This is a genomic window from Cobetia sp. 29-18-1 (assembly GCF_029846405.1).
Classification (GTDB): domain Bacteria; phylum Pseudomonadota; class Gammaproteobacteria; order Pseudomonadales; family Halomonadaceae; genus Cobetia; species Cobetia amphilecti.
Window position 1 is genome coordinate 90,746 of record NZ_JARWKS010000012.1, and the last position, 12,689, is coordinate 103,434.

Below are 12,689 nucleotides of genomic sequence, written 5' to 3' on the forward strand. Positions count from 1 at the left end.
AAGGGGCTTATCCGTCGCAGGCCGGCTCTCTAGGATGCCGAGCCAACTATCCTGCAACGGAAAATTCTCATGTCGAGACTGAACTTACGTCCGGCGCGCCTTCCTCGTATCGCTTCTTCCCTGCTACTGACCCTTGGTGGCCTTCTGGCGCTCAGTGCCTGCAGCGAGGGCAACAGTGAAGAGACCGGCAACGCGCAACAGACTCCCCCGACGATGGAAGTCGTCGCCGCCCAGTCGCAGCCGGTCGCGGCCTGGCACACCTACACCACACGTCTGGAATCTCCCCAGCGCGTGCAACTGCGCCCACGCGTGAGCGGCGAAGTCGAAGAAGTGCTGTTCACCGAAGGCAGTCAGGTAAGCGCCGGCACGCCGCTGGTGCGTCTTGATCAACGCCCCTTCAAGGCCGAGGTTCAGCGTCTGGAAGCGGATGTCGCACGCATCAAGGCTGAGCTGGCCAATGCCCGTAGCGAGTCCGGTCGCGCCGCCAGTCTGGTCAAGCGCAACCTGATCTCGCGCGAGGAAGCCGATTCGCGCAGCACAACCGCCACCGGCCTCAATGCACAGCTCAAGGGTGCCATCGCCCAGCTGGAGCGTGCCCGTCTGGATCTGGACTACGCCACCATCCGCGCCCCGATCGATGGCCGCCTGTCCAATGCGCGCATCACGCGTGGCAACACCGTGCAGGCTGGCCAGAGCGTGCTGACCACGCTGGTCGAGACCCGCCAGCTGGACGCCTATATCGACATCAGCGAGCTGACCTGGAACCAGGACTTCGCGAACGTCAGCGCCGATGACCACCTGCCGGTCGAACTGCAGCTGGCCGGTCAGCAGGATTTCCCCTTCCACGGTGAGCTCGATTTCATCGACAACAGCGTCGATATCGATACCGGCACCCTGCGGATCGGCACCACCTTCAGCGCCGATGATGCCGCCCTGCGTCCGGGCGCCTTTGCACGCCTGCGTCTCGCCTCGCCCGAGATCCGTGATGCCGTGCTGATTCCGGAACGCGCCATCGGCACCGATCTGGACCGTCAGTTCGTGCTGGTGGTCGCCGAGGACAACACCCTCGCCTACCGCGGCATCACCACCGGCCCGCGCTTCGGCCCGCTGCGTGCCGTCACCGATGGCCTGGCCGCCGGTGACCGCGTGCTGGCCGCGGGGCCTGCCAAGGCAGGTCCGGGCATGCCGATCACCCCCAAGCTGGTCGAGATGCCTGATGACGGTGCCCTCAAGGCACTCGCCGCGCGTATCTCGCGCCTGCAGCAGCAGACCGCCCAGCCGCTGGATCAGCACAACGACCAGGACGCCGCGACACTGGCCGAGGCTGACCGTCAGGCAGCCGGAGGCCGTTCGTGAATATCTCCAGCTTCTTCATCAAGCGCCCGGTCTTCGCCGCGGTGCTGTCGATCCTGATCGTCATCTCCGGGATGCTGTCGCTGTTCCAGCTGCCCATCTCCGAGTATCCGGAAGTCGTGCCGCCCACCGTGGTGGTGCGCGCCAACTACCCGGGGGCCAATCCCGAAGTCATCGGGGCCACCGTCGCCACGCCGCTGGAGCAGGAAATCACCGGCGTCGAAGGCATGCTGTACATGGACTCCCAGGCGACCTCCGACGGCAACCTGACCCTGACGGTGACCTTCGCGCTGGGCACTGACCTGGACAAGGCCCAGGTGCAGGTGCAGAACCGTGTGGCCCGCGCCACGCCACGCCTGCCGCAGGAGGTGCAGCAACTCGGCATCACCACCGAGAAGGCCTCGCCCAACCTGACGATGGTGGTCCACCTGACCTCCCCGGATGGCCGCTATGATCAGCTGTGGCTGTCCAACTACGCGCGCCTGAACCTGAAGGACAATCTCGCCCGTCTCGAGGGGGTCGGCGACGTGCAGCTGTTCGGTGCCGGCGAGTACTCGATGCGCGTGTGGCTCGACCCGGACGCCGTGGCGGCGCGGGGCCTGTCTGCCGGTGACATCATCAGTGCCCTGCGGGCCCAGAATCAGCAGGTCGCCGCCGGTTCCGTCGGTGCCCAGCCCTCGCCTGACGACAACCAGTTCCAGCGCCTGCTCAATGTGCGGGGCCGCCTGGAGAGCGCCGAGGAATTCGAGAACATCGTCATCCGTGTCGATGAAGACGGCCGTCTGACACGCCTGAAGGATGTGGCGCGTGTCGAACTGGGCGCCGACAACTATTCGCTGCGCGCGCAGCTGGATGGCAAGGACGCCGTGGCGATGCCGATCTTCCAACGTCCCGGCTCGAATGCCATCGCGCTGTCGGATTCCGTGCGCGAGCGCATGAGCGAGATGTCCGAGGCCTTCCCGGATGGCGTCAGCTACGACATCGTCTACGACCCGACGGTCTTCGTGCGTGGCTCCATCGAGGCGGTCATCGACACCCTGTTCGAGGCCATCCTGCTGGTCGTGATCGTGGTGATCCTGTTCCTGCAGACCTGGCGGGCCTCGATCATTCCGTTGATCGCGGTGCCGGTCTCGCTGATCGGGACGTTTGCGGTCATGCAGCTGATGGGCGTGTCGATCAATACGCTGTCACTGTTCGGGCTGGTGCTCGCCATCGGTATCGTCGTCGATGACGCCATCGTGGTGGTGGAGAATGTCGAGCGCAACATCGAGCTGGGTCACTCGCCCATCGAGGCCACCCAGATCGCCATGCGTGAGGTGACCGGCCCGATCATCGCCATCGCGCTGGTGCTGACGGCGGTATTCGTGCCGACGGCCTTCATCAGCGGCCTGAGCGGTCAGTTCTACAAGCAGTTCGCGCTGACCATCACCATCTCGACGCTGATCTCGGCCTTCAACTCGCTGACGCTGTCACCGGCGCTGTCGGCCCTGCTGCTCAAGCCGCATGGCAGCAAGCCGGACTGGCTGACCCGTGTCATCGACGGCCTGTTCGGTCGCTGGCTGTTCGCACCGTTCAACCGTGCCTTCAATGCGATGGCCAACGGCTATACCGGCCTGATCAAGAAACTCCTGCGCTTCGGTGTCATCGTCGGCGTTATCTATCTGGCCCTGCTCGGTGCCACCGGCAAGCTGTTCGACAGCGTGCCCGGCGGCTTCATCCCCGGGCAGGATAAGCAGTACCTGGTCGCGATGGCCCAGCTGCCGGACGCCGCCAGCCTCGACCGCACCTCCGAGGTCATCGACGAGATGCAGGCACTGGCGCTGGACACACCGGGCGTGGCGCACACCGTGGCCTTCCCGGGGCTCTCCGTGAACGGCTTCGTCAATGCCTCCAACTCCGGCATCGTGTTCGCGACCCTGGCGGACTTCGATGAGCGACAGTCGCCCGAGCTTTCCGGTCAGGCGATCGCCGCTCAGCTGAACCAGAAATTCGCGGGGATCGACGAGGCCTTCGTCGCCGTCTTCCCGCCGCCGCCGATTCTGGGCCTGGGCACTACGGGTGGCTTCAAGTTGCAGCTGCAGGACCGTGGCAACAAGGGCTTCGATGAGCTGTTCTCCGCCGTGCAGACCATCACCGCCAAGGGCAACGCTGACCCGCGTCTGAGCAGTGTCTACTCCAGCTTCCGCATCCAGGTGCCGCAGTACGACATCGATCTGGATCGCGAGCAGGCGATGATCATGGGCGTGCCGGTGGAACGTGCCTTCGAGACTCTGCAGGTGTACATGGGCTCGCTGTACGTCAATGACTTCAACCGCTTCGGGCGTACCTATCAGGTGCGCGCCCAGGCCGAGCAGTCGGCGCGTCTCGACCCGGATGACATCCGCAATCTCAAGGTGCGCAGCGACAACGGCCGCATGATTCCACTGGGCAGCTTCGTCAAGGTGACACCGACCACCGGCCCGGACCGCGTGATGCACTACAACACCTTCGTCAGCGCCGACATCAACGGCTCGCCGGCGCCGGGCGTCTCCAGTGATCAGGCCAAGGCCGCCATCGAGGAAGTGCTGGCCGGCAACCTGCCACAGGGCATCGGCTACGAGTGGACGGAGGTGACCTACCAGCAGGTGCTGGCCGGCAACACCATGATCTACATCTTCCCGCTGGTGGTATTGCTGGTGTTCCTGGTGCTGGCCGCCCAGTACGAGAGCTGGTCGCTGCCGCTGGCGATCATCCTGATCGTGCCGATGACACTGCTGTCGGCGCTGGCCGGTGTCTGGCTGACGGGGGGCGACAACAACATCTTCACGCGCATCGGCTTGATCGTGCTGGTGGCGCTGGCGTGCAAGAACGCGATCCTGCTGGTCGAGTTCGCTCGTGAGCAGCAGCATGCTGGCCAGAGTCGTCTGGACGCCGTGCTGACGGCCTGTCGCCTGCGTCTGCGTCCCATCCTGATGACGTCGGTAGCCTTCACCGCGGGCGTGGTGCCGCTGGTACTGGCCACCGGTGCCGGCAGCGAGATGCGGCAGGCGATGGGCGTGGCGGTGTTCTCCGGCATGATCGGCGTCACCGTGTTCGGTCTGCTGCTGACACCGCTGTTCTATGTCGGTATCCGCCGCCTGGTCGAGAAACGTGAAGCGCATCAGGACGCTGACACGCCGGACAGCAATGCCGAGTCAGGCCGCCACAGTCATTGATACGACCACTGAGCTATCCACTGATACGACCACTCTCCTGAGAGATCGAGAACAGGCAAACGCCACGGGGCGTCGCGGCTTCAGCAACCGTTGAAGCATTGACTCCCCGTTGGCAACACTGCCATTCCGTTCGTGGCATGTTTACTGCTCACGACTCTCGGCATAATGCCCATCAATATTTACCCACTCGGGAGCAGGTGCCATGTACGCCGATACCTTCAATGATCTGGCCCTCGAGGCCGAACTCGAAAACTTCGCGCACCGCTGGTTCTCCATGCTCAACCGCATGGCGCCTGCTATCGAACTGGCGGAGCTGCTGGGCGAGGAGGCTTCCATCCAGCTGCTGGATGAAACCCTGACCGGCAGCGAGTACCTGGCCAACTGGGAGCAGCGTCGCAGCGAGCTGCTGGTCAATGGCCATGCACTCGGCTGGGTGCGTGCGCAGCGCAACAGCCTCGACAGCGCCACCCTGCGCATGGGCGGTGAACACCGTGCCGCCATGCGCGATGGCAGCGTATTGCACACGCATTTCGACGCCGAGTGGGTGCTCGACCTGAGCTGGGGCGAGCCGCGCATCCAGAGCATCAAGCTGCTGGATATGCGCACGCTGTAACACGATAGGCAGACAGCAAAAGGCCCCGTCACTCCAAGGTGACGGGGCCTTTTGCTGTCTGGAGGGGCCTGTTTCCAGCGCACGTGAATTCTTGCAGTTTCAGTTTCAGCCTCTGAGCTTCAGCATCGCTGGCGTGTCGATGTCGTGATGAATACCGGCATCGCCGACTGCCACCTCACGCAGCGCCTCGCGATGTCGCGCGATCACCTCGCGCGCGCCCTCGCCGCCCTCAAGCGCCGCAAGCTCTGCCCACAGCGCCCGCCCGAACAGCACCGGATGCCCGGGGCCGCCCTCGCCGTCAAGCCTCGGTCGCACGATATGCACGCCATCGGCCTGGGCCTCGGCCTGCAGGGCATGAAAGGTCTGCGCCGTGACCTGCGCCATGTCCGCCAGCCATACCGCCGCCACCTGCACATGCGCCAATACAGCCTCATCACTGAGCTGACGGAAGGCATCGCCGAGACTGGCACCGAGGCCGTTGCCCGCCTGCGGCGCACGCCAGATCCGCCCGTCATGCTCACGCGCGAAGTCATCTCCCAGCAGTGCGGCGGGATCATCGTCCTCACGCAGCAGCAGACGCCAGTCCACCTCACAGCACATGACCCGCGCAAGCGTCGCCATCAGCAGTGTCTGGCCATCCGCCAGACGCGCCTGACGCTTGTCACTGCCGAAGCGGCGACTCTGCCCCGCGGCCATGACCAGAATGATCGACTCATTCATGGGCGACCTCCCTGACGATTTCACCAAGCGCCTTCACAGACTCTCGCGAGCGCGACCACGCCGGATGCGCACGATATCGGCCATCACCGCCAGCGCGATCTCGGCCGGTGTCTTGCTGCCCAGATTCAGCCCGATCGGCATCACGATGCGCGCAATCTCCTCGGCGCTGAGCCCACCGCTGCGTGCCAGCCGCTCGGCGCGCGCCGTTGAGGTACGCAGCGAGCCCATCACCCCGATATAGAACGCGGGCTGGCGTACCGCCTCGATCATCGCCAGGTCATCGATACGCGGGTCGTGGGTCAGCGCGACCACGGCGGTGGCGGCATGACAGCCGCCGGCGGCGATGAAGCGTGACGGCAGCTCGCGGCGCAGGCTGACGCCCTCGAGCGGCGCCTTGCGGGAATCCCAGTCGGCCAGCACTTCCTCGCGCGGCTCGCAGATGATCACCTCGAAGCCGAGGCTGACGGCGAAGGCTGCGCAGGCTTCCGCCACCGGCGAGAGCCCCGCCAGCAGCAGACGCGCCACCGGCCCGACCCGCAGCTGATAGCCGCATGCCTCACCCTCATGGCCCTTGAGTGGCTCGACCCGCTCCCCCAGCCCGCTGTCGTGCTGAAGCGTACGCGCGCCATCCCCCTCCAGCATCACCTGGCGCAGACGCGGCGTCTGGCCCTCGAGTGCTGCACGCAGCGCCTCGAGGTGCGCGATGTCCGCGTCACAGGCCGTGAAGCGCTCGACCAGTACGTCCAGAATGCCGCCACAGGGCAAGGCGATCCCCGCGCCCTGGTGGCCGCCCTCGCCATAGCGGATCACCTGGGCAGGCGCGGTGAATTCCCCGTCAGCCAGGCGCGCCAGAAAGTCCTCCTCGACACAGCCGCCGGACAGCGAACCACGATGTTGCCCATCGGCGCGCGCCACCAGCCAGGTGCCCGGCTCACGCGGCGAGGAGCCGAAGGTGGCCAGCACCGTGCACAGCCAGATCGGGCGCGCGGATGGCTCGCCATCTGCGGGTGCCAGCCAGTCGATCGCCTGATGGATCACTTCAAGATCAAGGTGTTGCATCAATAATCTCTCATATCAGAAGCCTGCGCCCGGTCTGAAGACACGAAACCCGCCACCCGGGCATGCCGGAGTGGCGGGTATCAGAGGCATTCACCGGGGAGGATCAGGCCTCGCTGAGCGCGGCCTTGAGCGCCGCCGGACGCATCGGCAGGTCACGCAGCCGCACGCCGACCGCATGCTGAATGGCGTTGGCGATCGCCGGTGCGACCACCGTGGTGCCCGGCTCGCCGAGACCGACCGGCATCTCGGTGCTGTCGACGAACTCGAGATCCATCTGCGGCACCTGATGCATGCGCAGCGGCTGGTAGGCGCCCAGATTCTGCGCCACCGGGCCGCCCTCGCGGTATTCGGTGCCTTCGTGCATCGCCATCGAGACGCCCCACAGGAGCGAGCCTTCCAGCTGTGCCATGGCGCCATCCGGATGCGCCAGCGTACCGGCATCCACCACGCTGGTCAGCTTCTCGAGCTTGACCTCGCCCGTGGCGCGATCGACCTTGACCCGTGCCACACAGGCCACCCAGGTCGGCATGCTGCGTTCCTGACCGAAGCTCAGCGCCACGCCCATGCCGGTGTCTGCCGGCAGGCTGTCGCGTTCACTCCAGCCGGACTTCTCCATCACGCGCTTGAGCACGTTGCGCAGACGCTCGGCGCCGCCGGTGCTGACCGGCGCCTTGCCGGCGTTGCGGCCTTCGGCGTCCAGCAGTGCGAGACGGAATTCAGCCGGGTCCTGGCTGGCGGCCAGTGCCAGCTCATCGATATGCTGTTCGACCGCCCACAGCGTCCAGCCCGGTGCGACGGAGCGCAGGTAGCCGGGCACGAAGGCCTCGTGGGCGACCTTGTTCTGCTGCGCCCAGACACGCTGGGTGCCGACGTTGTACCAGTGGTCCGCGCCGCTGATGGAGAAGGAGTCCAGCTTGCCGCCGCCCTCGACCGCCTCTGCAAGGAAAGCCGGTATCAGGGCTGCCGTCGGCCAGCCGGCGGCGGCGGCGTGCTCGGAGGCCACCACGCGACCCTCGGCATCGAGACCGGAACGCAGACGCTGCACCGAGGGCGAACGCACGCAATCGAAGCGGCTGTCATCCGGGCGCGTGAAGATCATCTTCACCGGACGCCCCACGGCCTTGGAGGCCAGCGCTGCCGGCACGGCGTAGTCACCGTGCAGACGACGCCCGAAACCACCGCCCAGATACAGCTGGTGATGGGTGACCTTGCCTTCCTCGAGCTCCAGCGCCTTGGTGACCAGTGAGGTCAGCAGGGACTGCTGCTGGTTGCCGCAGTGGATGTGCCAGTGGCCATCTTCTTCGTAAGCCAGCGCATTGGCCGGTTCCAGCGTGAAGTGCAGCACGCTTGAGGTGGTGAAGGTGGATTCCACCGTGGTGGTGGCATTCTCGAGCAGCGGCGCAGGGTCGCCCTGATCCACCAGCAGCGAGCCATTGTCGCGGCTCGGCGAGCTGACCAGACGCTGGCCCTCGGCCTGGATCGCCGTCTCGTCGATCTGATAGCTGTCGCCCTTGCTCCACTCGACCTTGAGCAGGTCGGTGGCGCGCATGGCCGCCGAGAAGTTGTCGGTGATGACCGCAAGCCAGCCCTGGCAGATACCGGACGGGTCCTTGAGCTCGATGGTCTGGCGATAGCCGATGACCTTGCGGGCTTCGCTGTCATCGACGGCAGTGACCTTGCAGCCGAAGCGGCTCGGCGGCATCACCGGACGCGCATGCAATGTCTTGCCGACACGCGCCTCGATATCTGCCGGCAGGGTGTAGTCGATGCCGTAGACGGCCTGACCGTTGGTCTTGGGCGGCACGTCCAGCGCGTTGCCCCTGGTACCCAGCACGCGACGCTCGGAGGCCGGCTTGAGCTCGATGGCCGCAAGTTCCTCCTCGGAGAAGCTGCGCTCCAGCCCCGCCGCGACGATCTCGCCATAGCTCAGCGACTGATCGCCACTGATGACGCGACCCTTGCGCGCCTTGCAGCTCTCGACCGCCACGCCCATCTGCTGAGCGCCCGCCTCGATCAGCGCGATACGTCCCGCCGCGCCGGCCTGTGACAGCGGCTGGTAGCTCTGGTGAACCGACCAGCTGCCGCCGGTGATCATGTAGCCCCACTTGGGGGCGCTGTCGACGTAATCGACCTTGACGCTGTCCCAGTCGGCCTCAAGCTCCTCGACCACCAGACGCGCGAGGCTGGTGGCGACGTGCTGGCCCATCTCGGACTTGGTGATATGCACGGTGACGGTGCCATCCGTGGCGATGGCGTACCACATGGTCGGCTCGAAGGCCCCGGCGGACAGCGTCTCGCTGGCCGAGCCCTTGCCGTCTGACCCGGCGGCCAGCGCCGCGCCGGACACGCCGAAGGCCAGCATGGTGGAACCCGCCACACTGCCGATCAGGAAGCCACGCCGCGTGATACCGCCGCGGCTCGAGGAAGTCTTGTGCGCGGCAGCAAGCTCGCGCTGATGCGCGGCCAGCTTGTCATCAAACCTTGCCATGAGACGTCTCCTCGACAGCAGAATGGGATACGGTGCCTGCCGTGGCACGCGGATCGAAGGTACCGACGCCGGCAGTCGCGGCCGTGGCGTCGGTCTGCTGACCGCTCAGCTGGCTGGTGGCACGCTCATTGGCGATGGTGGCGGCACGCTTCACTGCGCGATGGATGCGCACGTAGGCCATGCAGCGACACAGGTTGCCGGCCATGGCGGCGGTGACCTGCTCATCGGTGGGGTCGGGCGTGTTCTTGAGGAAGTCGGCGGCCTGCATGATCTGGCCGGACTGGCAGTAACCGCACTGCGGCACCTGCTCCTCGACCCAGGCCTGCTGCAGCGGGTGGTCATCGTTCTCGGCCAGCCCCTCGATGGTGACGATGTCACCACCTTCGGCGGCCAGAACCGGCAGGACACAGGTACGCGCCGCTGTGCCGTTCAGGTGCACGGTACAGGCGCCGCACTGGGCGATGCCGCAACCGAACTTGGTGCCGGTCAGACCCAGGTGCTCACGCAGCACCCATAACAGCGGGGTTTGCGGATCGACCTCGAGACTGACGGCCTTGCCGTTCAGAGTGAAGTTGGCCAAGGGGCTTCTCCTCAGGAGCATGAAGCAGGGACAGGATTGAGATACAGAGCTGGGATACAGAGCGGCGCGACGGCATGACTCGACATGGCGTCAGTAGACTGACGCTGCGTGTGTCCGGTGTCAGGGGGCGAACGGCACGTTGCATGTCGGGCAGGCTGCGCGATTGGCATACCCCGAATGGCGAAATTCTACAGGTCACGACTCAGCACCATGGTGCCAAACGGGAAACAGTGTAGTGTCACCAGACCGCGGCATGTCACCAGACCGGGGTATGACACCTGCCATGGTAAACAGCGCATGTGACATGCATGACAGTATAGCGTTTCGCGGGGTGCGATCGGCAGTGGATTCCACGCAAGCCGGGCACGATTCGTCACCGATGCCTGGCGGCGCCTGATAGCTGACAGTCCCTGCCGACGCCTGATGGCTGCTGCCCGTTGCTGACGAGGCGTGAAAAAAGCGTCCTGCGCTGGTCAGGCCTCAACGCCAGTGGCGAATGAAGGCCAGCATCCATTGCGTCATCACGGTGCTGTCTGGCGTGACACTCAGAGAGGCTTCGCCCTCACGCACCCGATGTTCGCCGATCTGTTCGCGACGCAACCTCATCAGGTCACGTGAGTAGGCGGGGCTGAACTCGGGATGCCCCTGCACCCCGAGGCAGCTGCCCACCTCGATCAGATAGAAGGCGCAGAAGGCGCTGTCCGCCAGCACCCGGGCATCGGCAGGCAGGACACTGACCTGATCCTGATGGCTGACGATGAGATCCAGCCCTGCTTGCGGCGGTTGCATCCAGGGGCGTTGCGCACGGACACGATTGAACGACAGGCCGACACCCCAGCCGCGCGCATGTTTCTCCACCTCGCCCCCCAAGGCCCTGGCGATCACCTGATGGCCGAAGCAGACACCGACCAGCGGCAGCTTTGCCGCATGCACGCGCCGGACGAACTCACACAGTGTCGTGATCCAGGCGAGCCCATCATTGACGCCATGCCTTGACCCGGTGATCAGCCAGCCATCGCAGGCATCCAGCTGCTCGGGAAATTCGCCATCCAGGCAGCGCCAGACGCTGAGCCGGATATCCGGGTCGCTGCTAGTGAGCAGGGCCTCGAACATGGCGGGGTAGTTGCCGTGCCGATCGATGAGGGCCGGATTGACGTCATCGCATTGCAGCAGACCGATATGCATCACTACCTCCTGAGGTGGCGGGGTCGGCGACGTCCGCGCCACGACCGCGGCACGACCGTACGTGACAAGCAACGACTGCGCTGTCGCTTCTGCTACCGTCGTTGACGTATTCGGGATGCGCCCATCCATGAGAATAAAGTGGAATATAGAGACCAAGGTCTCAAGGTGATCTTCCGCCCACAGGCAGTGGAGTCCGCAGCACAATGGTAACGACAGGGGTGGGCCAGACATGCAACTGAACTGGAAGGCAGCGATCGCGTTGGCAGCGCTGATTCTCGCCATCAATACCGGCGCGCGGCAGGCCATGGGCTTCATGCTGCCACCGATGGCCAGCGAACTCACCTGGGGCATGGGGAGTCTGTCATTCGCGCTCGCCATCCAGAATCTGGTCTTCGGACTGGCCGCGCCCATCGCCAGCAAGCTGTCGGACCGCTTCGGCACGCTCAGCGTCTTCCTCGTCGGTAGCCTGTGCTATGCGGTCGGCATGGGCGTCACCGCCCTCTGGCCGACCCCGACGGTGTGGATGCTGGGCGCCGGCGTGCTGGCCGGCATCGGCATCGGTGCGACCACCTTCCCGCTGGTGCTGGCTGCCGTCACGCGCGTGGTCCCCCTCCAGCATCGTGGCATCGGGCTGGGCATCGCCTCGGCCGGCGGCTCCTTCGGACAGCTGATCTACTCGGTCGCGACCCCGATGCTGGTGCTGATCGACTGGAAGATCGCCATGCTGGCTCTCGGCGCCAGCTGTCTGCTGCTGATTCCCATGGCCCTGCCCTTGCTGCGTCGCCCGCCGGCCGGCAGTGAGGCACCAGCGGAGGATATCCCGAGCCAGGGCCCGCTGCTGCAGGACCGGCGCTTCTTGGCGCTCGCCGGCGGCTTCTTCGTCTGCGGCGTGCACGTCGCCTTCATCGCCACCCACCTGCCCAATTTCGTGGTCGCCTGTGGCCTGCCCCTGAACGTGGCCGGCAATACGCTGGCGATCATCGGCGCGCTCAATATCGCGGGTACCATCCTGTTCGGCGCCTGGGGCGGCCGCCGTCACCCGCCGCAGCTGTTGATGCTGATCTATCTGTGCCGCGCCGCGCTGGTGATGGCGATGGTGGTCATCCCACCCAGCAGCATGCTGCTCTACGCCTTCGGCGCGATCATGGGCATTCTGTGGCTGTCGACGGTGCCGCTGACCAGTCAGGCCGTCGCGCTCTACTTCGGCCAGAAGCGTCAGGCCTTCGTGTTCGGCATGGTGCTGGCCGCCCATCAGGTCGGTGCCTTCCTGGGGGCCTGGGGCGGTGGTGTGGTCTATCAGCTGACCGGCAGCTACGATCTGCTGTGGATCTCCAGCGGCATCTTCGGTCTGCTGGCCGCCATCGTGCATTGGCCGGTGCGCCGCGATCCCACGCGCGTGATCCAGCCACAACTGGCCTGAGTCGCATCACGGGATCCGCCGCTCACATCTCAGACTTCAGATCACCTATCCACAACGACACAGCCCCCACCGGCGAG

The 12,689-nt window shown here is 65.6% G+C and carries 8 protein-coding genes and 1 pseudogene; 4 read left to right on the plus strand and 5 right to left on the minus strand.

Translation table 11 applies throughout. The features are described 5' to 3' along the window. The first annotated feature begins 69 nt into the window (after positions 1–69). From QD208_RS11015 to QD208_RS11025, 3 genes are all read left to right on the plus strand, one after another. Positions 70–1,356, plus strand: a complete 1,287-nt coding sequence (locus QD208_RS11015; protein ID WP_279836823.1) for an efflux RND transporter periplasmic adaptor subunit — start codon at positions 70–72, stop codon at positions 1,354–1,356. After that, a complete protein-coding gene (locus QD208_RS11020) occupies positions 1,353–4,547 on the plus strand; it encodes a multidrug efflux RND transporter permease subunit (RefSeq protein WP_279836825.1) in 3,195 nt (1,064 codons plus the stop codon). Before QD208_RS11015 ends, QD208_RS11020 begins: the two co-directional genes overlap by 4 nt. 202 nt (positions 4,548–4,749) lie before the next feature. Continuing rightward, entirely contained in the window at positions 4,750–5,160 is a 411-nt protein-coding gene (locus QD208_RS11025; protein ID WP_054555691.1) for a hypothetical protein, read from the plus strand. Positions 5,161–5,265: 105 nt separating this feature from the next. On the opposite strand, the gene QD208_RS11030 is transcribed toward QD208_RS11025, so the two are convergent. The 5 genes and pseudogenes from QD208_RS11030 to QD208_RS11050 form a co-directional block, all read right to left on the minus strand. Then, positions 5,266–5,880 carry a nucleotidyltransferase family protein gene (locus QD208_RS11030; protein WP_279836826.1) on the minus strand — a complete coding sequence of 205 codons (615 nt, stop codon included), beginning with the start codon at positions 5,878–5,880 and terminating at the stop codon, positions 5,266–5,268. Positions 5,881–5,913: 33 nt separating this feature from the next. Beyond that, a complete protein-coding gene (locus QD208_RS11035; protein ID WP_279836828.1) occupies positions 5,914–6,939 on the minus strand; it encodes an XdhC family protein in 1,026 nt (341 codons plus the stop codon). Between the two features lie 103 nt (positions 6,940–7,042). Beyond that, complete coding sequence (locus QD208_RS11040) at positions 7,043–9,427, minus strand: molybdopterin cofactor-binding domain-containing protein (RefSeq protein WP_279836830.1); 2,385 nt, start codon at positions 9,425–9,427, stop codon at positions 7,043–7,045. A gap of 133 nt (positions 9,428–9,560) precedes the next feature. After that, positions 9,561–10,028: pseudogene (locus QD208_RS11045) on the minus strand ((2Fe-2S)-binding protein); the annotation flags it as partial. Positions 10,029–10,487: 459 nt separating this feature from the next. Beyond that, entirely contained in the window at positions 10,488–11,192 is a 705-nt protein-coding gene (locus QD208_RS11050; RefSeq protein ID WP_279836831.1) for a gamma-glutamyl-gamma-aminobutyrate hydrolase family protein, read from the minus strand. Positions 11,193–11,421: 229 nt separating this feature from the next. Between QD208_RS11050 and QD208_RS11055 the strand changes: the two genes are divergently transcribed. Further along, the gene (locus QD208_RS11055; protein ID WP_279836833.1) at positions 11,422–12,612 is read left to right on the plus strand and encodes an MFS transporter; all 1,191 of its coding nucleotides are present in this window, start codon (positions 11,422–11,424) and stop codon (positions 12,610–12,612) included. Positions 12,613–12,689 lie beyond the last annotated feature (77 nt).